Raw genomic sequence first — 22,354 nt, forward strand, 5'->3', positions numbered from 1 at the left:
CGAACTTAGAGCCTAGGAGATGAAAAGGCTGGGCTTTGGTTGTAGGCTGGCCGCACTGGATCGCCCATATAGGTTTTCCAGAATTCGGCCAGTTCTTCAGCCTGTAGTCGCCAGTCGGGGTTCAGGCGATACATACGGCGGGGGCGGCCTCGACCCTCTACTTTTTTCCAGTAGCCATCAATGGCCTTTTCGTCCTCCAGAAACTTAAGCGCCCCGTAAAGCACTGTGTCAGATAGACGATAATGAGGGTAGTGCAGGGTTAACCACTGGATCAGCTCGGTGCCGTAGGAGTCTTGCTGGAGCAACACCGATAGCACATAGCAAACAGCAAGCTCTTTATTTAGATAGATGGGCGGTGGATCCTCGAAGAACTGATAAATATCCTCAAATTTCATGGGATCGCTCCAGATATGTTAAATTTTGCCTGCTTTATGCAGGCCAGGGTTAAAAGCAACCGATTTAGCCGCCAACGAATAGGCTAATTCTAAACACAGGTGATCCCCACGGTATCGAAGTAGGGCCATATGGTAACTATCTGCAAATTTTTTTAGACATTATTAAATATTCGCCACCAAGGATAATTTGGACTGGATCCTCAAAGGCCTAGCGGCGATCGCGATCGCGCAATCCAGTACTGTTTTCTAAGGGCAAGGCAGGACGATTGGTTTGAAATAGAATACGGCCATCGCTCACCGCCGCCAGGTGAATTTGCACCGGCCCGGCGGTAAAAATATCGGTCGCGGCAATGGCCTGTAGGTCTACGGTCTGGCCCAGCTGCTGGACAGTTTCGAGAAAGCTCAGAATAGTTTCAGGGCGATTGTCAGCCACTTGCAGGGTATCGCTGACCACACCGTCTTGACGGGCCCGAAACTGGGCGGCGGCCAGCAGCAGGTTGAGCCGCTCGACTAGCTGGCGATCGCCAAAGGGCGGCGACTCTAGAGCGACGGTGGCTAACCGCTCTCCCTGGGCGTAAACCTGCTGATTGGGCGTAGCGTCAATAAACACCTGGACACAGGGCTCGCCCCCCTGCACTACACAGGGTTCACCCGTAATATAGTTGGCCGCAGACAGCAGGCGCACCACATAATCTTCACCACTGGCCAAACGGCTAATCAGCGCCTCTACTTCCCGATTGCCAATCAACAAAATTTGCTGGTCGATAAAGGCTCCGGGGGCAATGGCCCGAGCCACCAGCCGATTGGCCTCGATTAGAAAACTGGCGACAAACTCCTCGGCCTGGGCTCGATTTTCAGCCCGCCCCTGGCCTACCAAAATTTCTTGGTTGCGATTGAGGGCAATGTTGCCGCGAAAGAGGCCCTGAAATTGGTTTTGCAGATCGGCAACCTGCTGCTCTAAAAAGTCTTGTTCAACTTCGAGATCGGCCAGGAGTTGCTCTCGCTGGGCGATTTGCTGATCGCGCTGGGCAATCTGTTGGTCTAGTTCAGAGATCGCGCGATCGCGCTGGGCAATCTGGCTACCAATGGCGGCCTGCTGCTGGAGCAGGTTATCGCGCTGCACCCGCAGCACATCGGTAGACTGGCGCAGGGTGGCGGCCTGCTGCGAAACCGCGTCGAGTTGGCTCTGGGTCTGGCGCAGTTGGCCCTCGGTGGCTTCCTGCTGAGCTACGGCCTGATTGAGCGACTGGTTAATCTCTTGCAGCCGGCTCAAGGCCCGCTGTCGCTCGTCGGTCGCCGACTCCAGATCGGCCTCAACGCTTGATTGGGTGGCCTGGGCTTGGGCCAGATCAGCTTCGGCATTGGCCAGGTCGGCCTGAATTCTACCCAGCTCAAACACCCCGGTGCGCAGTTGACTACTCACCCCAAACAGCAGCGCTAGGGTAGATGCTGAGATGACGCTGCCGGTCGCGATGCTGACAAGGGTAGCGGTTTGCCTGGGACGCAGGTTAAATAGACTCAGGCGGGCTTTACCAACCCGGGTGCCCACGCGATCGCCAATGGTCGCAATCATGCCCCCCAGCATTAACACCGCCAAAATTAGTACGTAACCAGAAACCATGCACCTGCCACAGGGGAGTTTGCATTTACTCTACTGCATGGGTTAAGGCCTTGTACGCCTTAATCGTGTCAACGGCGACCTGTCTACCTAATCGGTTTACCTAAGCTGCCGGTCTGAGCCGCCGGCTTAGACCGGCAGCTGCAAGCTCAAACGGAGCTTAAGTAAACTGCTGACTGAGGTTGACGGGGTCGTGGACGGTGATCTTCTTCTTATATATGGAGATCATGCCCTCCTGGCGCAGATCGCCCAGCAGGCGGGTTACGGTCACACGGGTAGAGCCAATGGCCTCGGCGATCGCCTGGTGAGACAGCTTGAGATCGATGGTAATGCCATCCTGGCTAGGCACCCCAAAGTCACGGCATAGAATCAGCAGAAAGCTGACCAGGCGAGAGCCCATGTCGCGGTGGGCCAGGGTCTCAATCATCATTTCAGTCTGCAAAATGCGAGACGAGAGACCTCGCAGCATCAGCAGCGCCAGTTCAGGGTTTTCTTCTAGGGCCTGCTCAACCTGCTCGATGGGCACCGACAGCAGCTCAACCGGTGTAAAGGCAACGGAGTGATAGAAGCGATCGGAACGGTTGCCCGTAATCAACGACAGCACCCCAAACACGCTATTTTCACGCAGGAGAGCCACGGTGATTTCTTCGCCAGCCTCATACACCCGCGACAGCTTAACCGCCCCTTTCAACAAAAAGTAAACCCGTTCTGCCGGGTCGCCGGGGAAAAAAATCGTTTTGCCCCGTTCGTAGGACTCAACCACCGGAGGAAAGGCTCCCCCAGATAGCTGGCGAAAAACATTGGCAAGGGGCTTATCTTGAGTCACTACCATATTGTTCTGCTAAGAGCGTCACAGAAATCACCTGTACTGAACCAGACAACTACAGCCCTAAACCGAGCGCCAGGCCCCAATTACAGAGCGCTACTTGGGCACCAAGCATAGAGCAGTTTGAGCGGTCTGGGACATCTAAATAATGCAAACGTTCCATGACTTTAAAACACTTAACCTCAACTCCCCGGGGCGCGTTTGTATAACACACTACTTTGTTGACCTCTGAGCCAGAATTTGCGCTCATCCCTATACCCGACCAAAAAAGTCGGGTATATTTGACCAACGCTTGTCACCAGTGTTACGTTCTGAATAACTTAAGCAGACCAACTACTGTCCATCGAGAAGCCCTAGAGAAAACGCCATGACGCAGTCCATTGAACGCTCCATCGCTGCAAAGCCCACTTTTTCAGCCCTCAAATGCCGTGAGTGCGGTGAAACTTACGATCTAGGTGCCAGGCACGTGTGCGAAGACGTGTGCTTTGGTCCCCTAGAAGTAGCCTATGACTACGACGCGATTCGCCAGCGGGTTACCCGCGAAACGATTCAGGCGGGTCCTTTGTCGATCTGGCGCTACAAAGACTTTCTACCGGTTGAGGGCAGCAACCCCATCGATGTCGGTACGGGCATGACGCCCTTGGTGCGGGCCAACCGTCTGGCGCGACGCCTAGGGCTCAAAGAACTCTATATAAAGAATGACGCTGTCAACATGCCCACCCTGAGCTTTAAAGATCGGGTGGTGTCGGTGGCGTTGACTCGGGCTCGGGAACTGGGCTTTACCACGGTCTCTTGCGCTAGCACCGGTAACCTGGCCAACTCTACTGCGGCGATCGCTGCCCATGCTGGTCTCGACTGCTGTGTCTTCATCCCCTCCGATCTAGAAGCCGGTAAAGTGCTGGGCACCCTGATCTACAACCCCACGGTAATGGCCGTGCAGGGCAACTATGACCAGGTCAACCGGCTCTGCTCTGAGGTGGCCAACACCCACGGCTGGGGGTTTGTAAACATTAATCTGCGCCCCTACTACTCTGAAGGCTCTAAGACCTTGGGCTATGAAGTGGCCGAACAGTTGGGCTGGCGCTTGCCTGACCACATTGTGGCTCCCCTGGCCTCAGGGTCGCTGTTCACCAAGATTTACAAGGGCTTCCAGGAGTTCGTCAAGGTGGGCCTAGTCGATGACAAGCCCGTGCGTTTTAGCGGTGCCCAGGCTGAAGGCTGCTCGCCCATTGCCCAAGCCTTTAAAGAAGGTCGAGATTTTGTCACCCCGGTGAAGCCCAACACCATTGCTAAATCGATCGCCATTGGCAACCCCGCCGACGGCATCTATGCCCTCGATATTGCCCGCAAGACCAACGGCAATATTGAGTCGGTCACCGATGCCGAAGTGATCGCTGGCATGAAGCTACTGGCCGAAACCGAAGGCATCTTTACCGAAACCGCCGGGGGCACAACCATTGCGGTGCTACAAAAGCTCGTAGAAGCCGGTAAGATTGATCCCGACGAATCGACTGTTGTCTACATTACCGGCAACGGTCTGAAGACGCAGGAGGCGGTGCAGGGCTATATTGGCGAACCGTTCACCATTGAGCCCAAGCTCGACAGCTTTGAGCGTGCCCTAGAGCGTTCGCGCACCCTTGAGCGCCTGGAATGGCAGCAAGTGTCCGTTTAGGTGCCGTCCACCTATAAAGGTCTCAGGCTTTAGGTCTAGGGTTTAAGGTGGGGGCTGTACCTCCCGTCAGACCCTGCACCTAAAGCCCTGAGCGCCACCGCAAATTAGTTTTTCCCGATTCATTCATTCACACCTATGGCTGTAAAAGTACTCATTCCTACCCCGCTGCAAAAGTTCACTAAAGAGCAGGCCACCATCGAGTGCGATGGCGGCAATATTGTTGAGCTACTCGATCACCTAGAGAGCAACTGTCCTGGCATTAAGGCCCGGCTCTGCGACGACTCTGGCGAGTTGCGCCGGTTTGTCAACTTCTACGTCAACAGCGAAGATATTCGTTTTCTCGACGGCAAAGACACCGCCCTGAGCGATGGAGACGAGGTCAGCATCGTACCTGCTGTGGCGGGCGGCTGATCTCCCTGACTAGACCGATGGCAACTTAAGTTGGACTGCATTGTAAACCCCCAAGAGAATCAATCTCTTGGGGGTTTTTGTAGGATTTTTTTGGGCTTGCGATCGCTGGTGATCTATAGCTGTAGCCGGTCTGGTGAAGACATTTTCCCTAAAAACGTTTGAACGTTCGAACGTTTCTAAGGTATCTGGAGGTCCTAAACCCAAGTGACTACGGCTATATCTATGGCGATCTGGCCTGGGAAATAGGTGGATCGGACTGGCCTGGATCGCGGCGATCGCCAGGTAATTGCCCCAGAGTGCTTACTCTAGGACTGCTGAAACCCCCTATGATTAACGTATCAACTTTATTTGAAATATAGTGTTTTCAGGATAGCTGTCGTTAGGTTGGTTAGGCATCAAGCAGTCCCAAAATCGTCCAAACATTTAAACGCTGATTTTGGCAATGCCTTAGCCAGACGGGTTACAGCCATCCGCCGTCCCTTGCTTCGACGTGAACCATGTCAACGAATCAACCCCATGCCACCCCCAACCCAAAAGCCTATAACGCTGGGGGACAGTTGAGCTTTTTTGAACGTTACCTGACGGTGTGGGTGGCGCTTTGCATTCTGGCAGGCATCGCCCTCGGACGCCTGTTTCCGGGGGTAGCCGTCGCCCTGGATCGAATGAGCGTCTACCAGGTGTCGGTGCCCATTGCCGTCTGTCTCTTTTTCATGATGTACCCCATCATGGTGAAGATCGATTTTTCTCAAGCGCAGCGGGCCGCCCAAACCCCCAAACCGGTGCTATTGACCCTGGTGGTGAACTGGCTGATTAAGCCCTTCACTATGGTGCTGTTTGCTCAGTTCTTTTTGGGGGGGATCTTTCGTCCTCTACTAACGAGCACCGAAATGATTCGCGGTGGCGAAATTGCCTTAGCCGATTCCTACATTGCCGGGACAATTTTGTTAGGCATTGCCCCCTGCACCGCCATGGTGCTGATGTGGGGCTATCTCTCGTTTAGCAACCAGGGGCTGACCTTGGTGATGGTAGCCATCAACTCTCTGGCTATGCTGTTTCTCTATGCGCCCTTGGGACGGTGGCTGTTGGCCGCCAACAATCTGGCGGTACCCTGGCAGACCATTGTGCTATCGGTGCTGATTTATGTGGGGTTGCCCCTGCTGGCGGGGGCGGTCTCCCGCAGCTGGATTTTGCGCCACCGGGGAAGGGCCTGGTTTGACCAGGTGTTTCTCAAATACCTGAGCCCAGTGGCGACGATCGCGCTGTTGACCACCCTGGTGCTGCTGTTTGCCTTTAAGGGCGATTTGATTGTTCGTCACCCGCTGCATATTCTGCTGATCGCAGTGCCCTTGTTTATTCAGACCAACTTCATTTTTCTGATCACCTATGTGACTGGGCAAAAGCTCGGGCTGGTCTATGAGGATGCAGCCCCAGCGGCATTGATTGGGGCGAGTAACCACTTTGAGGTGGCGATCGCCACCGCCGTTACCCTGTTTGGTCTCAACTCTGGAGCCGCCCTGGCCACCGTCGTTGGCGTACTGATCGAAGTGCCGGTCATGCTCATGCTGGTGGAGGTGTGCAAGCGTACCGCCTTTTGGTTTCCCCGAGAGCCTGAAAAGGCTACTCTCCCCGATCCCCGCTGCCTCAGACCCCTCGGGTAAACCTGAGTTCCTCTGGGCGCACCTATCGGGGACAGTTAGTGGGTGTCCACTTTCAGGTGCAGATTCACTAAACGTGGGGTGTCAGGCGTCAGGTATCAGGTTCATGGCAGACCCGACATCTGACACCTTGAACCCTATAGCCTATTACCTCTGGCTTGGCAGACTACTAGCTCGTGAGGTTAAAACCCAGCGTCGGAGTCGGTCCAGATTTCGCAGGGCTCTATGCTACAGCCCACCATCACCAGCTGAATTAAAAACTCGCCCTCGTAGGGGGCGACGACTACAGGAATAGCATCGTCTAAAGTGTCTGACGCCACGAGTTCGCCAGAGACAGCATCGTAGAGAAACATGTCTAGGTCGTAGCAGTCGTCGTCGCAGATGGCATGGACCACTTCATCGGCTAGCAGGTAGCCGTCGTAGACAATCTCTTCACCACTGCTCAGCCAATCTACTCGAGATTGGGCCTGGGCCAAAGGTGCTGTGCTGGCGATCGCGATCGCCCCTAGGGTCATGGCTGCCGCCAGCTTTACTCCATACTGAGCCCGTTCATGCGCCATAGTGTGTCTCTCCAATTGATCAAGGTGTGCGCCAGAGCAAGATGTCACCTATCGCTCTGAGGCTATAGAGCTAAATTTCCCTCAAAAGCAGCGAATAGAACCCTAAAATGACCAATCTCTACAGAGTATTTACAATTAGCTTTAGAAAAATTGTCCTTAGGTGCTCTAGGGGAGTGCTCTAGCCCGAATTATTCTCGAGAACAGACGTTAAAGGCCGTCATTGCTGCGTAGAGTCATTGCTGCGTAGAGTCATTCCCGCGAAAGCGTAGGACGGGACTCTAGCCAGGAGTGGGTTGCTTTGCATAGATGCCCGTTTTCGCGGGAATAATGGGCATTGCCCTAGGGTTATAAACCATGCAGGCTAAGGCAGTTGCACCAACACCCAGCCGCGCACCTGCCCCAGGCGGGCCGTGTCGGCAGGCAGCTCGGCCAAATCGATCGAGGCTACCCAGGCGTAGCTGCCAGAGGGCAGCGTGCGCCAGTCGTCGGTCGCGACGCCGGGCTGGGGGGTGTAAAACGTGAGCAGCACCGCATCTTCATCGGCTCCGCTGACCGAGCGAAACACCGCATTAATGGGGTGTTCTGCCACAATCGCTTGCAGCGGTGGCGTGATCATCGCCAGTTTGACATCGGGGTTGTAGTTGCCCCACAGCCCGGTGGCATAGAGCATAGCAATTACCCCCCACGGCCCCAGTAGCCAGCCCCCCTGCCAGCGGGCCGGATGGCGCTGATCAGTGCGGCGATCGCGCCAGTAGACCCCCAGGGGCACCAGCCAGCCCAACCCCCCAGCCAGGGCTAACAGGGCATAGCTGCTGAGGTGATCTAAGGGAAACCTTTGGGGCCATAGCAGGGCCACCCCAGCAGCCCCTACGAGCACCGCGCCCAGGCCACCCAAACCTAGGCTCAACCCCTTAACCCACTGGGGCTGAGGGCGCGCAGCATAGCTCTGCCCCAGGGTGGTTAGGGTCAAGGCGGCCAGCAGAGCGACAAAGGGCAGCAGTTGCAGGGGATAGTACCAGGTGCGGGTTTTAAACAGGGTCAGCAGCCCAAATAGCACTAGGGGATAGCCCAGCCACAGCCCCTTGCGCCGGTAGGGCGATCGCCACCCCAGCCACACCCCCGGCACCGCCAAAAATGGCCAGGGAAAAGCATTGGCTGGAATATTCCAGAAATAATACAAAGGCCCAGCGTCGTGAAACGCTTCCTGGGCGAGGTTGAGCAACAGACCAAAGGTGCGCTCTAGGGGGAGGGAACCGTAGCGCTGAACACTGAGGGCTAGCCAGGCGATCGCCGGTACCAGACCCAACCCCAAGCCTAGATAGAGGCCGGGGTTAAGCAAATGACGGTGGCGGCGATGGTCTAACACCAGGTAGGGCACCAGGGCTGCCACCACCGGAATTACCATAATGCTCTTGAGCATAAAGCCCAGGCCCACGGTGGTGCCCGCCAGCAGCCCCCAGCCAAAGCGCCGGCGGGGGCTGGCTTCGGCTTGCAGCAAAGCCCAAATGCCCAGCAGTTCGAGAGCGGTCAGGGGCACATCTTGAATGGCCAACCGCGAGGCCTGCATCCAGATCGGGGTGGCGGCAAGAATGGCGGCCCCCCAAAACCCAATCGATGCCGTCAGGCACTGCCGCCCAATGCGGTAGGTGAGCATCACCGCCCCCCAGCAGGCGATCGCGCCGGGCAGTCGCGCCGCCCATTCACTGACCCCAAACAGCTTGTAGGAGGCTGCAATCAGCCACTGAATGCCCATCATGCGATCGTGTATCGGTTCGCCCCACCACTGTTGAGTAACCCAATCCCCCGTCGTCACGATCCACCGGGCCTGCTGGGCATACCACCCCTCATCGTGGGGCATCAGGCTTTGCAAGGGGCTGCGCAGCAGCAGCAGCAGACCCACCCACAGGCTGAGCACCAGGTAGGGGGCCAGCGCCGATTTACTCAAGGTGGCGCTAAACCGCTGGGTTGGGGGGTTGGGGAGCGATCGCATAGATAGGCTGGACAACGTTAACCCCCATCCTCCCATATCCCATACTATGGACGGGTGAGTCGGGGCCAGGGGCTGCCCCAGCGGTTTCGCCAGCGGCAATGACTGCCTAAAATTAGGCCCAGGCTACAGCTCAGAGGGAGATATAGGGTTGGCAAGCATCGATCGGCACAATCAAGAAATGCTCAAGAATGCTGAGGCTTGGCAGCAAAAGCCAGCCCTCAGGGCCATCTACCAGACCTTCCACCGGGCGATCGCTGCCCACCTGGCCCCGATTTCCCAGCCCACTGTCGAACTGGGCTCGGGCGTAGCCGACATTCAACGGGTGATTCCGGGCTGTATCCGCACTGACATTTTTCCGAACCCCTGGATTGATCGAGTGGAAAATGCCTACGCGCTCTCCTTTGCCGCAGATAGCCTGGCCAACCTGATTCTCTTTGATGTGTTTCATCACCTGCGCTACCCTGGCACTGCTCTGCAAGAATTTTGGCGGGTGCTGGCCCCCGGCGGGCGAGTAATTTTGTTTGAACCCTGCGTCAGCCTGCTCGGGCTATTGGTCTACGGCGTACTGCATCCCGAGCCGCTGGCGCTGAACCAGGCGATTGAGTGGCAGGCTCCCCCAGCCTGGCAAGCCAATCAGCTCGACTACTATGCTGCCCAGGGCAACGCCAGCCGAATTTTTCTTCGAGCACATCTAAAGTTCGATCTGCAAGGTTTTCACCTGATCAAAACCCAGCGCTATGCGGCAATTTCCTATGTGGCCTCGGGTGGTTACTCCAAACCCCAGCTGTATCCCAACGATTGGATGCCGCTGATGGCGGCGATCGATCGCCTCTGTAACCATGTCCCCTGGATCTTGGCTACCCGCCTGCTGGTCGTTCTAGAGAAGCCCGTCTAGCCCCTGATCGCCAATGGGTGAGGGTAAGACTGTGTGATGGCCAAAGGCTATTGGCCCGCCTTCTATGACCTGGGCAAACCCAACGATGACGAGGGCAAACGACATCAATGCCCAGCGAGTCGCCCAGGCTGGGGTAACCATCACCATTTGGTATTAGGGGTAAATCTGCGGATAGTCGCCGGGTTCGACAAACTCCTCTGCGGTGGCGCTGCATGCTTGATAGCGAAAGGTTTCTAGCTCTAGCCTGCCCTCAGACCAGCGATAGTCGGCGAGAGAGCCACAGTCTCCTAGGCCGCGCGCCTTGCTAAAGATGGTCAAGACCCCCGGCTCAGGATCAAAGGTAGCCAATCCTCCCACGGTGGTTTCGCTGGTGCGCCCAAAGGCTCCAGTTTCGTCGGGGGCGAAGCCGTCTAGGCTCAGCGGTTGCCACGAGCCATCGGCCTGGTAGGCGACGTAGGCATAGACCAGCTGGTAGGCCGCTTGGGCGCAGACCAGTTCGACCAAGGCCCAATCGCCCAGGGCATAGACCTGAGACTCGGCTTGGGTGACCTCGGGCTGAAAGAAGCCGTCGCACAAATCGAGGCTTTCGACCTGGTCGTAGACGGTCTGAAAGATCACCTCATCGGCGGGCAGTTGGCCCGACTCGGGCTCGGCGGGGGCGGGGGGGGCCGGGGCATTGCAGGCGGCGATCGCAAACATAGCCAAGGTCGCAAGGGTCAGGCGCTGGGTGTGGTTCACGGGTAGATCTCCGGGGTGCGATCGCCAGTTGGGGCCGCCTCTGGTGGGCTAGCCATTATTTTGCCATCATCCTACGACCCTGACTTTTGGGCCAGGCTTTGTAGACGAAACCAGAACTGTCCTTAAAGGCCCACGCTTGCCTTGCTAAACCCTCCTCCTGCACAGCAAAAACGGTTCTAAAGTACTGCTATAGATGGATTGATTGGGAGTTAAGAGGCCTTAGAGTTTGAGCCAAAGCTAACGTTATCAACGGCTGAGCCCATGCTGTTCAGGCAGTCTTCCTGCTCTACGATTCGACATCAGCCTCAGATCAGTCATCCTTGGTTCGGTGGCCCCTTTAGGCAAACATTGCTCTATGGACAGCTCAGCCCGGATGCGAGCAGTCTTACCTGCGATCGCCGGGGTCAGCAATGTTGATTATGGCAAATTCCGATAGTCTGCAAGGGACGACCAATTACCCTGGCATCATTCTCATTGTCAATCGGGTTAATGGCGAAGGCGAACACTACGAATCGCTCTTGCAGTTAGCGGGGATGACCGCTGGGGTGGTGAGCGAGTCTTACGATGGCCCCATCCTAGAGCATTGTCAGACTCAAGTAGTAGAGGGCATTTTAGTCGAGTGCTATGCCCCCGATCGCCGAGGTCTGGAGTTGATTCGCCACATCAACACCCAGCTGGGCGACCAGTGCCCACCCCTGATTGCCATCGACAGCAACGACGCCTACCTAGCCATGGCGGCCATCAAGGCGGGAGCGACCGATTATCTCGTCAGAGGCCAGTTTACGGCTGACCAACTCCGGCAGGCGCTGCGACCGGCACCGGAGGCGGCTGATCAACCGAGCGAGCCCGAGTATTACGAGCAAGAGCACTATAAGCGAGACCGGTTTTTGGCGGTAGGGTCAGATCTAGAGGCGATCGCAGGCCGCGACGGCTATTTTCACTGGGTAAGCCCTACCTTTGAGCGTATTTTGGGCTGGACACCGGCCGAAATGACGGCTCGTCCCTGGGTGGAGTTTCTGCACCCCGACGACATACAACTCTCGGTGATTGAGGCAGAACGTCTGCTGGCGGGCCGTGAAGTGTTGGCCTTTGAAAACCGCTATCGCCACAAAGACGGCACCTATCGTTGGCTGCTGTGGCGCTGCCAGTGGGACATCGATCAGCAGGTCAGCTATGGCACCGCCGTAGACATTAGCGCGCTCAAACAATCGGAAGTCGCCCTCAACGAAAGCCACCACCTTCTAGAAGAGCAATCCCACCGGTTCGAAGCCATGCTGTCAACTATTAGCGACTTTGTTTACCTGTTTGACCGCGAGGGCCGCTTTGTTTTTGCCAACCAACCTTTGCTCGACTTGTGGGGCCTCACCCTAGCCGATGTCGTCGGCAAGAACTTCTACGACCTCCATTACCCCGAGATGCTAGCGGCCAAACATCAGGCGGAGATTGAGCGGGTGTTTGCCACCGCTGAGATCGTCAAAGATGAAACAGCCTATACCAGCCCCACGGGCGTCGGTGGCATTTACGAGTATATTTTTATGCCCCTGATCGAACCAGCGGGGGTCGTTCAGGCCGTGGTAGGTTCGACCCGCAACATTACCGATCGCAAACGCGATGAAGCGGCGCTGCAAGCCAGTGAAGAACGGTTTCGGCTGACGGCTAACACCGTGCCAGAAATCATTTGGATTACCGACCACCGTGGGCAGGTTGAGTTTGTCAATCAGCAGTGGAGTGCCTACACGGGCGCGGCCTACGAACCAACCACCGCAGTGGAAGCTCTAGTCAGTTTTGTGCATCCTGACGATGTGCCCCTGACCCTGGACGCCTTCAATCAAGCACTTCAGACCGGGGAGTTGTTTCGGGTTGAACACCGGCTGCGATCGGCGGCGGGCTTCTATCGCTGGTTTTTGGTGCAGGCCGAGCCCTATCGCGATCCCCAGGGAGGCGAAATTCGGCGATGGTTTGGCACTTTAGTCGATATTCACGATCTGAAGCTAGCCGAGGCGGCCCTACGCACGTCAGAAGCTAAATATCGATCGCTGTTCAACTCTATGGACGAAGGTTTTTGTATTTTGGAAGTCATCTTTGATGAGCAGCAACAGGCGATCGACTATCGCTATGTCGAAATTAACCCCGCCTTTGAGCACCAGACTGGGTTGAGCAATGCCTTGGGTAAATCTGTTCGCGAGCTGGTGCCCAATATAGAGCCGTTTTGGTTTGACACCTACGGTCAGGTAGCCCTCACAGGAGAACCCACCCGGTTTGAAGATTATGCCGAGTCGATGGGGCGGTGGTTTGACGTCAATGCCTTCCGCATTGGCAAGCCCTACGAGCGGCGGGTCGCCGTTCTCTTCAACGATATTACTGAGACCAAGCAGACCGCTGAGCAGCTGCATCGCTCTGCCCAACTCGATGCCTTTCGCGTCACCCTATTCGATGCCCTACGAGTGCTGAGCGACCCCATTAGCGTGCAGGCGACGGCTTGTCGACTGTTGGGAGAAGCGTTGAACGCCAGTCAAGTCTATTACTACGAGTACAACGAAGACGCTGGCTCAGGCATTGTGCAAGATACCTATCAACAAGCCGGTGAAAATTCCCTGGTGGGGGCATACCAGTTTGCAGATTTCCCCGCTACCCATACGTTGCTCAACACCGGCCAGCTGCTGGTTTTGCCTGACATTGCCAATGCAGCAGTCTTGCCTTCTCAGGAGCGCGCCCGGCTCCACCAGTTGGGGTTGGCCGCCCTGGCCAGTGTGCCCCTGGTCAAGCGCCGCCGCCTGGTGGCGGTCTTCAATGTTGGGCAGTCGTCACCCCGCGATTGGACTCCTTTAGAAATTGCCTTCATTCAAGAGACGGCAGAACGCACCTGGGCCGCCGTGGCGCGGGCACGGGCTGAGACGCGCTTGAGCAACAGCGAAGCCCAGTTTCGGCTACTGGTCACCACCAGTTCCGATACGCTGTACAAGATGAGTGCCGACTGGAGCAAGCGATGCACCCTCGACGGTCAAGATTTTTTGGCCGTCCCTGACCAGTCCCAGCGAACCTGGCTGGAGCAGTGGGTTCCTGCTGATGACCAGCCCCAGGTGATGGCGGCCATTGACCACGCGATTCGCGCTAAATGCTCCTTTGAGTTAGAACACCGGATCAAGCGGACAGATGGCACCGTGGGGTGGACGCTGTCGCGGGCTGTGCCGCTGCTAAATGAGTACAACGAGATTGTGGAATGGTTTGGGGCGGCAAGCGATGTCACCGAGCGCAAACAGTTGCTAGAACGCGAACAGGCCGCTCGGCAACAGGCAGAGCGGGCCAATCGCACTAAGGATGAGTTTTTGGCGATTCTGTCCCACGAGTTGCGATCGCCCCTCAACCCAATTTTAGGCTGGGCTAAGCTGCTCCAGACTAAAACCCTCGACGAGGCCAAAACCAATCGGGCCTTGGCTACTATCGAGCGCAATGCCAAACTTCAGGCAGAGTTGATCGACGACCTGTTAGATGTGGCCAAAATTCTGCGAGGGAAGCTCGAAATCAGCGATCGCTCGATCAATCTTGCCTCGGTGATCGAAGCGGCCATCGACGTGGTAAGAACCGCGATTCAGGCCAAGGCCATTCGGTTAAAGACTACCCTCAACGAGGACTGTCTGGTGCGGGGCGACAGCGTTCGCCTACAGCAGATCATTTGGAATTTGCTGTCGAATGCGGTCAAGTTCACCCCCCAGGGGGGACAGATCGACATTCAGCTAGAACCGGTCGACTACTGTGCCCAGATCACCATTACCGATACCGGCAAAGGTATCAGTCCAGGGTTTTTGCCGCAGCTATTTGACTCCTTTCGCCAGGAAGATGTGTCGATTACTCGCCAGTACGGCGGTCTGGGCCTGGGCCTCTCGATTGTTAAATATCTGGTCGAAGCCCACGGCGGCAACATTGTTGCCAGCAGCCCAGGCGAGGGGCTCGGGGCCACCTTTACCCTCCAGCTACCGCTAATGGAAGACTCTGCCCAGGGACCGCTAGTGGCCCCGAATGCTCCTAGGACCATTGATCTGAGCGGCATTAAGGTGCTCACCGTTGACGACAGCCCCGACACCCGCGACTTGCTCGTCACCCTGCTCGAACAGTATGGCGCGGAGGTCAGAGCCGAGGCCGGGGCCTCGGCGGCCTTACCCCAGCTCACCCGCTGGAGGCCCGATGTGCTGGTGTGTGATATTGGCATGCCCGATATGGATGGCTATACGCTGATCCAGCAGATTCGCCGCTTGCCCACGGAGCAAGGGGGACAAATACCGGCGATCGCCGTCACCGCCTATGCCCGAGCAGACGATCAGCAACGCGCCCTAGACTATGGCTTTCAAAAGCATCTCTCCAAGCCGATTGAACCCGATCAGCTGCTCAGGGCTGTGGCTGACCTAGCCTGAATTACATTAGATATAACCATAGTCACTTGGGTTAGGACATCCAGATACCTTAGAAACGTTCGAATGTTCAAACGTTTTTAGGGAAAATGTCTTAACCAGACTGGCTACAGCTATACCCCTGGTTCAGCCAGTCGCACAGCGGTGCACCCCTACAGATTGGCCTTTTGGGTATCGGGGGTATGGAATTCGCATTCGGTATAGTGCCGTTAGCGGGCGTTACTGTTTTCAACATGGTGCTCATACCAATTCAGCAACGGGGTTGAGCTAATACCGTGCAGCGTGACCGAAATGGCCACGGTTATAAAGGTAACCCAGGCGATCAGTTCTCCCGTCTCGCCCTCAAGCCCCTGCCCCAGGGCATAGGTTAAGTAGTAGAGCGACCCCACACCGCGAATGCCAAACCAGCCAAAGAACCACCGGGTGGAGGGGTGGAGCGACGACCCCAGGGTGCTCACCCAGGCTCCCAGCGGACGAATTACAAACAGCAGTGAACCGGCAATCAGCAACGCTGGAGCCGCGAACCGCAGGATGGGCTCAATGCGCAGCAGCGACCCTAGCAGTAAGATAGTGCCGACTTCGGTCAGTTTTTCGAGTCGCTCCATAAACCGCAGCCGGGAGGCTGATTGCTCTGGGCTAAGACCCTGGCGATACATCACCACCCCGGCAACAAACACCGCTAAAAACCCGTAGCCGTGCGCTAGCTCAGCCAGAGCATAGCTGATCAAAATGGTGCTGAGGCCGACAAAGTCTTCCATGAGCTCGTCAACGGTGTGGTGTTTGGCAAAATGCTGCTCTAGCCAGCAAATGCCTCGGGCTACACCAATGCCCACCACCAAACCAGCCGCGATCGCCCAGATCAGATCGACGGCCACCCATTGCCCAAACCAGCTTTGCCAGTTGTCGTTTTCTATCCAGTGCAGCCCAAAGTAGACAAACGGAAAAGCCAGGGCATCGTTGAGGCCACCCTCGGAGGTAAGTCCAAAGCGCAATTCGTTGTAGTCTTGGGGGTCGTCGAGCTGCACTTCAGAGGCTAAAACCGGGTCGGTGGGGGCCAAAATTGCCCCTAGCAAAATGCTGGCTCCCCAGTCTAGAGCTAAGAAGAAATGGCCGATGGCCGCGATCGCAAAAATGGAAATCGGCATCAAAAAGCCAATCAATCGAATGGTAGAGTTCCAGGCTAAGGCATTGAGCGGGCGGTTCATTTTAAGGCCACAGCTAAACAGAGAAACTAAGACCACAAACTCTGTCAAGCGTTCTAAAAGCTCAGTATCGGGCCGCACCTGCACCAGATTAAAACCGTAGGGGCTGAGCAAAACCCCCACAATCAAATAAATCAAGGCGTAGGATAGGGGCAACTTTTCGATCCACCCAGATCCCAGAGTTACCGCCAGTAGCAATATGCCAATTACCAGCAGATCGAGAATATAAATATCCACAGGTGTTGAGTACCCAATTAATTTAAGTGCAAAAACCCCGATTTAAGTGCAGCCCGACGGGGTGAGAGGCAAGACTATAAGTGCTCAACATGGGCTTGGTCTAATACTGAATCCTGAATGAATACCCCCGATTTGTAGGGACGTAGCATGCTACGCCCCTACGAGGTTCCTGACTATGAACCGGGGTTTACCAAATCGGATTTGGTATAAGACCCATAAATCTTCGTTTCTTCACTCTAAAAGCTAGCCTTAGGGCTTAACAGCCACTTCCGGTAGATCTTTGCCCAGCCGCCGTAAATCGCAAGGTGATTTACGGCGGCGACCTCAGTGCGATCGCCGCTGGGGGACGGTCTACCGGCAGGGTAAGCCCTCAGCCCATCGGGCAGGCCCATATGTCATGATTGATCGTCTGTGCCCCTTGAGCCCTGGCCTCACCCTACCCTATGCTGCGCCTTAGCCAAATCAAACTGCCCCTCGACCACCCTGAAGCTGCCCTAGAAAAGGCAATTCTTAAAAAGCTGCATCTAGCAGCGGCAGACCTGAGCGGCTTCACTATCGTTAAGCGCAGCTACGATGCCCGCAAAAAAGGCAACATCACCCTGGTCTACATTGTGGATGTAGACACGCCCAAGGAAAAAGCCCTGCTCAAGCGGTTTAGGCAAGACGCCACCGTGGTGCCCACGCCCGATACAACCTACCGCCCGGTGGCCCACGCTCCCGAAGGGTTTGAGCACCGCCCGATTGTGATTGGCATGGGGCCTTGCGGCATGTTTGCGGGGTTGATGCTAGCGCAAATGGGGTTTAGGCCGATTATTCTAGAGCGAGGTAAGTCGGTGCGCGATCGCAGCGTTGACACCTTTGGCTTTTGGCTGAAGAAAACTCTCAACCCCGAGTCAAACGCGCAGTTTGGCGAAGGTGGCGCGGGCACCTTCTCCGACGGCAAGCTCTACAGCCAGGTGAGCGACCCTCAGCACTATGGCCACAAGGTGCTCACCGAGTTGGTGAATGCTGGGGCCAACCCCGAAATTCTCTATATCAATAAGCCCCACATTGGCACCTACCGCCTGGTCAAAATCGTGCAGACCATGCGCGCGAATATCGAAGCCTTGGGCGGCGAGATCCGCTTTCAAACGCGGGTGGTCGATCTGGACATCGACCAGGGCCAGGTGCGCGGCGTGCGGCTAGAGAATGGCGACTACCTGGCCAGCGACCATGTGGTGCTGGCGGTGGGCCACAGCGCCCGCGACACGTTTCAGATGCTGCACGAGCGAGGGGTCTACCTTGAGGCCAAGCCCTTTTCCATCGGCTTTCGGGTCGAGCATCCCCAATCGCTGATCGATCGCTGCCGTCTGGGTGACCAGGCCGGGCACCCCCGACTGGGGGCCGCCGACTATAAGCTGGTGCACCACTGCGAAAATGGGCGATCGGTCTATAGCTTCTGCATGTGCCCCGGCGGCAAGGTGGTGGCGGCAGCCTCCGAGCCAGGGCGGCTAGTGACCAACGGTATGAGCGAATACGCCCGCGATGAATCCAACGCCAATAGTGCGATCGTGGTTGGCATTACCCCTGAAGACTACCCACCGGGGCCGTTAGGGGGCATTGCCCTCCAGCGGCAGATCGAAGAACGGGCCTTTGCCCTGGGGGGCGGCACTTACGAGGCACCGGGGCAGTTAGTGGGCGACTTTTTGGCGAACCGTCCGTCTACCGCCTTTGGCCAGGTGACGCCCTCCTACAAGCCGGGGGTAAAGCTGGGGGATTTGAGCGCGAGTTTGCCCGACTATGCGATCGCCGCTCTACGCGAAGCCATTCCCGCCTTTGATCACAAAATTCGTGGATTTGCGATGGCCGACGCGGTGCTCACCGGCATCGAAACCCGCACCTCGTCGCCCATTCGCATCAAGCGCAACGACCGCTTTGAGAGCCTCAATACCGCTGGGCTCTACCCGGCGGGCGAGGGGGCAGGCTATGCGGGGGGCATTTTGTCGGCGGGCATCGACGGCATTCGGGTGGCGGAGGCCGTCGCCCTGAGCTTAGTTAACGGGTGAGGTGGGCATCGAGAGGCGGCACTTAGGTTCTGGGGGTAGAACGCCGTGAGGGAGGCTTGCGGCGAGAGGGGCGGTGCTCAGGCTCTAGCGTATCGGGGTGCTGAGCCTCTAGCAAAAAGACCCGCCGCCCATCGGTGATGCGGTAGAGGGTGGTGCAGGTGCAGGTGTGCCCCTCAGCCCTCAGTTCGGTAGCCCGTTCGGTGCAGGCGGCCTCGGCCTGTTCCACTTCTTCCCAGTCGGTTTCGAGAAATATTTCCTGGATCAAACTCATAGGTTCGCTCAACGACATCCACTGTACTGATTCTGACCTTAAATGGGTGCTATGGCCGAGAAATAGGTGGTTTTTGCCCAGCTTAGACCGGCTCCAGCCGCCATTGACCTGCACCCTAACGCTTGGGTTTGGCCGAGGCCACCGCCCGCGACTCGATCAAAAACTCGGGAATATCGTCGAGGGCCGCCGCCTCAAGGGCGTACTGTTCACACACCAGGCTGAGGCGGTTGCCGCCACTGGCCATGGCGTTGACCGAGTGGGTCAGATCACCCTGAAAGTGCAGCAGCATGCCCGCTTGGGGTTTGATCTGCGCCACTCGCTGCCGCCCTCGCTGCAACACCAGTTCGCCGCTGTCCAAGTCGGCGGGCACCTGCACGTAGAGCACGCTCACCTGCTGAGGCGGGTCAATGGTTTTGCAGTACGACCTGAGCGATCGATCGATATGGGGATCAACCCGTGACCCCTGCTTCAGCAGCAGCGGGTTGAGATAAAAGGCGTTGCAGTCGGGCAGCAACGCCCGGTCGAGGTAGGGCTTAAACAAGGGAAACTGGCGATCGACCTCGGCCCGCCCCGCTGGGGTAAACACGACCGAGAACCCTTTGGTACCCACAAAATCACGGTTGAGATTATTGGTGGCAAAGTAGCGGCAGGCCTGAATTGCCCCCCGCAGGTTGTGCAGGTAGGGTTGGGCAAAGGCGTCGGGCTGGCAGCGGTAGTAGGTCATGGCTGGCGATCGCCAGCGGCGAGCATCGAAGTCACAGGTTTTTCGGTCTTATCTGGTTTCGGATCTGAATCTAGATTGCTCAGGGATGTTCGGCAAAGGGGGTGGGCGGAGTGTCGGCGGCAAAGGTAACCACGGTGTAGGGGTCTACCCGGTTGCCCATTTCCATCCCCGGTGCGCCCACGGGCATGCCGGGGGCGGCAATGCCGAGAATGTCGGGGCGCTCCCGGAGCAAGCGCTGCACGTCTGCCGCTGGCACATGGCCTTCAATCCGGTAGTTCTCTAAGATGGCCGTGTGGCAAGAGGCCAACTCCTCCGGTACACCGTACTGGGCTTTGATCACCGCCATGTCGTCGGTGACGATCGACTGCACCTCAAACCCAGCTGCTTCCATGTGCTCGACCCAGTGACCGCAGCAGCGACAGCTGGGGCTACGGTACACCGTCAGCGCTGACTCTGCCGCTAGGGCCGGGCTGCTTGGCCACAGCAAAAGCGCGATCGCCCCCACCAGCGCCACTGTTAGCAATCGAGTCAGCCAGCCACGCCAAGTCCTTACCACATTGCTCTCCCCACCTAAGTCGCCTGAATTAAGGGTCTGAAGAGTACTAGCTTAGCCCATCGCTACGGTCGTCATCATTGAGCGATCGCAGGCTCAGCGCCAGCTCACCAAAGGGGCCTCACCCGGCCCTGGGGCAAGCCGATCTGCAGGGGAACGCGTGGTGCTGGTCGTCTCAAGCGACGGTCTCCGCCGGATAACTCCGCGCTATAACAAGGGAGTCTTCATCTCGGCTTTACTTCCATGGCAGATTCATTTCAACGTCAGGGCAACACCACTGAGCACCTACTGACCACCCCCCAAGGCAGTCACCCCTACACCGCCTCCGCCCAGTGGCAAACCCTTTACGAAAACGATAAGCCGGTGGCTGAGCTATTCCATGTGGCCTACACCATTGCCGAGCAAGACCCGGCCAAGCGCCCCATTACCTTTGTGTTCAACGGTGGTCCTGGGGCGGCCTCGGCCTACTTGCACATGGGCGCTCTGGGGCCACGGCGGGTAGTGTTTAACCCCGACGGCAGCCTGCCTCGCCCCCCGGTGCAAGTGGCCGACAACGCCGAGAGCTGGCTCAGCTTTAGCGACCTGGTGTTTATCGATCCCCTGGGTACTGGCTTCAGCCGCACCTTGCCCAAGGAGGGTGAAAAAGCCGATGCGTCTGACGAAAAATCGGCCAAGGCCGACAAAGAGGCTGACAAATCAGACGACAAGCCCGACGAAAAAGCCAAAAAATTCTGGGCGGTCGATCGCGACCTCAATAGCCTGGGCGAATTTATTCAGACCTACCTGTCAGCCCACCACCGCTGGCTGTCGCCCGTATTCATTGCTGGCGAAAGCTACGGCGGGTTTCGGGTGGCTAAACTCTGTCGCAAGCTTCAGCAAGACTACGGCGTGGGTCTGTGTGGGGCCATTCTGATTTCACCAGTGATGGAATTTATGCTGCTGGAGGGCAATGACTACAGCCTCAGCGGCTGGGCAACGGTGATTCCGTCGATGGCCGCGACGGCAGCTTACCACGGGCGGGTCAACACTACCGACAGCCCCGCCGCCCACGGGGCTAAAGCCGCCGACTTTGCCCGCAAGACTTTAATTCCTCTGCTGGCCCTGGGCAGCACAGCCCCCGCCGAAGACCAGCAACGCGTGTTTGGCGAACTGGCTGCCCTAATTGGCCTCGCGCCTGAGATCGTACAGCGCCACCGGGGCCGCATCGACATTACTATATTTGCCCGCGAGCTGCTGAGAGAACAACAGCGAATTTTGGGCCTCTACGATGGCTCAGTCACCGCCATTGACCCCTTCCCCGATCGCCTGCTGAGCGAAGGCACCGACCCCACCCTGGAGGGGATCGATCGCATGTTTACCGGCGCGATCAACAGCCATCTGCGCTCTACCCTGGGGGTCGATACCAGCCTTACCTACAACTTGCTCAGCTTTGAGGTGTTCAAAGCCTGGGAGTTTTTGCCCGAGAGCGACTACCGCCAGGGCTTTGCTGGCTCTGTGGATGACCTGCGGGTGGGCATGGCCCTCAACCCCTACCTCCAGGTCTACATTACCCACGGCATCTACGACCTGGTAACGCCCTATTTTTCCTCAGAGCACCTGAAGGATTTGATGAACCTCAACGATGAGCTGCGCCCCAACCTCACTTTGCGCCATTTTCAGGGGGGCCACATGTTCTATACCTGGGAGGAGTCGCGGCGACAGTGGTTTGACAACATGCAGAGGTTTTATCACCAGGCAATGGGCAAATAGACATCCCTCGGCTGAACACTTGCAGTCATCAAACCGAATTTAGCTCCCTAATGGTGGGCGGTGCCCACCATTAGGGAGAAAGTTTTCCAAAAGTCTCCTTAACCCGCTTATACCCAATCCTATCTGTATACCCTCGATTTGTAGGGGCAATGCCCCCACGAGGTATCGGTTTCAAATCAGGGTTTTGTGGGTGAGATTGCCTATTAACTATGGAAGTTGCCAAAAAAAACCGACAGACCCTGGCGGGCTTGTCGGTTTGGTTGTGTGTTCCCTGTAGATGACTCGGCTAAAGTTGAGTCAACCTCAGTATTGCTGGAAGGTTCCCGGAAACCTAGCCAATTTGTCACGTGCGGCGGTGAGATTGATCACAAAGTTCAGCAATTTAACTGATGCCAATACCCCAATTA

17 protein-coding genes are annotated in these 22,354 nt (G+C 56.9%); 7 read left to right on the forward strand and 10 right to left on the reverse strand.

What is annotated here, in order from left to right; translation table 11 throughout:
- Positions 1–5 precede the first annotated feature (5 nt).
- The 3 genes from RRF56_RS04565 to ntcA all read right to left on the reverse strand — a co-directional run bounded on the left by RRF56_RS04565 (position 6) and on the right by ntcA (position 2,845).
- Positions 6–395 carry a PadR family transcriptional regulator gene (locus tag RRF56_RS04565; RefSeq protein ID WP_317036445.1) on the reverse strand — a complete coding sequence of 130 codons (390 nt, stop codon included), beginning with the start codon at positions 393–395 and terminating at the stop codon, positions 6–8.
- A gap of 208 nt (positions 396–603) precedes the next feature.
- A complete protein-coding gene (locus RRF56_RS04570) occupies positions 604–2,016 on the reverse strand; it encodes a DUF3084 domain-containing protein (protein WP_317036446.1) in 1,413 nt (470 codons plus the stop codon).
- Between the two features lie 157 nt (positions 2,017–2,173).
- The gene (gene ntcA / locus RRF56_RS04575; protein ID WP_073607508.1) at positions 2,174–2,845 is read right to left on the reverse strand and encodes a global nitrogen regulator NtcA; all 672 of its coding nucleotides are present in this window, start codon (positions 2,843–2,845) and stop codon (positions 2,174–2,176) included.
- Positions 2,846–3,206: 361 nt separating this feature from the next.
- Here ntcA and thrC point away from each other — a divergent pair, with 361 nt between their 5' ends.
- The 3 genes from thrC (at position 3,207) to arsB (ending at position 6,580) form a co-directional block, all read left to right on the forward strand.
- Positions 3,207–4,511 carry a threonine synthase gene (gene thrC / locus RRF56_RS04580; RefSeq protein ID WP_317036447.1) on the forward strand — a complete coding sequence of 435 codons (1,305 nt, stop codon included), beginning with the start codon at positions 3,207–3,209 and terminating at the stop codon, positions 4,509–4,511.
- Between the two features lie 135 nt (positions 4,512–4,646).
- Positions 4,647–4,922, forward strand: coding sequence for a MoaD/ThiS family protein (locus tag RRF56_RS04585; RefSeq protein WP_317036448.1), 276 nt, complete (start codon positions 4,647–4,649; stop codon positions 4,920–4,922).
- 497 nt (positions 4,923–5,419) lie between these two features.
- Positions 5,420–6,580: an ACR3 family arsenite efflux transporter gene (gene arsB, locus RRF56_RS04590; RefSeq protein ID WP_317036449.1), complete on the forward strand. Its 1,161-nt coding sequence runs from the start codon at positions 5,420–5,422 to the stop codon at positions 6,578–6,580.
- 179 nt (positions 6,581–6,759) lie between these two features.
- Here arsB and RRF56_RS04595 read toward each other — a convergent pair whose 3' ends face one another.
- Both RRF56_RS04595 and RRF56_RS04600 read right to left on the reverse strand, forming a co-directional pair.
- Positions 6,760–7,137: a hypothetical protein gene (locus RRF56_RS04595; protein ID WP_317036450.1), complete on the reverse strand. Its 378-nt coding sequence runs from the start codon at positions 7,135–7,137 to the stop codon at positions 6,760–6,762.
- A gap of 361 nt (positions 7,138–7,498) precedes the next feature.
- Positions 7,499–9,142 (reverse strand): ArnT family glycosyltransferase, encoded by a 1,644-nt coding sequence (locus RRF56_RS04600; RefSeq protein WP_317036451.1) that lies wholly within the window; start codon positions 9,140–9,142, stop codon positions 7,499–7,501.
- Positions 9,143–9,275: 133 nt separating this feature from the next.
- Between RRF56_RS04600 and RRF56_RS04605 the strand changes: the two genes are divergently transcribed.
- Positions 9,276–10,022, forward strand: a complete 747-nt coding sequence (locus RRF56_RS04605) for a methyltransferase domain-containing protein (RefSeq protein ID WP_317036452.1) — start codon at positions 9,276–9,278, stop codon at positions 10,020–10,022.
- 153 nt (positions 10,023–10,175) lie between these two features.
- Here the strand turns inward: RRF56_RS04605 and RRF56_RS04610 are convergent, their stop codons facing one another.
- The gene (locus RRF56_RS04610; RefSeq protein ID WP_317036453.1) at positions 10,176–10,760 is read right to left on the reverse strand and encodes a DUF1176 domain-containing protein; all 585 of its coding nucleotides are present in this window, start codon (positions 10,758–10,760) and stop codon (positions 10,176–10,178) included.
- A 419-nt stretch (positions 10,761–11,179) separates the two neighbouring features.
- On the opposite strand from RRF56_RS04610, the gene RRF56_RS04615 reads away from it, so the two are divergent.
- Positions 11,180–15,169: a PAS domain S-box protein gene (locus tag RRF56_RS04615; RefSeq protein ID WP_317036454.1), complete on the forward strand. Its 3,990-nt coding sequence runs from the start codon at positions 11,180–11,182 to the stop codon at positions 15,167–15,169.
- Between the two features lie 206 nt (positions 15,170–15,375).
- Here the strand turns inward: RRF56_RS04615 and RRF56_RS04620 are convergent, their stop codons facing one another.
- On the reverse strand, positions 15,376–16,605 hold the full coding sequence (locus RRF56_RS04620; RefSeq protein ID WP_317036455.1) for a sodium:proton antiporter: 1,230 nt from the start codon (positions 16,603–16,605) through the stop codon (positions 15,376–15,378).
- Positions 16,606–17,048: 443 nt separating this feature from the next.
- On the opposite strand from RRF56_RS04620, the gene RRF56_RS04625 reads away from it, so the two are divergent.
- A complete protein-coding gene (locus RRF56_RS04625) occupies positions 17,049–18,650 on the forward strand; it encodes an NAD(P)/FAD-dependent oxidoreductase (RefSeq protein ID WP_317036456.1) in 1,602 nt (533 codons plus the stop codon).
- 22 nt (positions 18,651–18,672) lie between these two features.
- Here RRF56_RS04625 and RRF56_RS04630 read toward each other — a convergent pair whose 3' ends face one another.
- The 3 genes from RRF56_RS04630 to RRF56_RS04640 all read right to left on the reverse strand — a co-directional run bounded on the left by RRF56_RS04630 (position 18,673) and on the right by RRF56_RS04640 (position 20,201).
- Complete coding sequence (locus RRF56_RS04630; protein WP_317036457.1) at positions 18,673–18,921, reverse strand: hypothetical protein; 249 nt, start codon at positions 18,919–18,921, stop codon at positions 18,673–18,675.
- Positions 18,922–19,036: 115 nt separating this feature from the next.
- On the reverse strand, positions 19,037–19,645 hold the full coding sequence (locus RRF56_RS04635; protein ID WP_317036458.1) for a 2OG-Fe(II) oxygenase: 609 nt from the start codon (positions 19,643–19,645) through the stop codon (positions 19,037–19,039).
- 79 nt (positions 19,646–19,724) lie between these two features.
- Positions 19,725–20,201: a DUF411 domain-containing protein gene (locus tag RRF56_RS04640; protein ID WP_317036459.1), complete on the reverse strand. Its 477-nt coding sequence runs from the start codon at positions 20,199–20,201 to the stop codon at positions 19,725–19,727.
- 240 nt (positions 20,202–20,441) lie between these two features.
- On the opposite strand from RRF56_RS04640, the gene RRF56_RS04645 reads away from it, so the two are divergent.
- On the forward strand, positions 20,442–21,947 hold the full coding sequence (locus RRF56_RS04645; RefSeq protein ID WP_317036460.1) for a S10 family serine carboxypeptidase-like protein: 1,506 nt from the start codon (positions 20,442–20,444) through the stop codon (positions 21,945–21,947).
- Positions 21,948–22,354 lie beyond the last annotated feature (407 nt).

Source organism: Nodosilinea sp. E11 (assembly GCF_032813545.1).
GTDB lineage: Bacteria > Cyanobacteriota > Cyanobacteriia > Phormidesmidales > Phormidesmidaceae > Nodosilinea.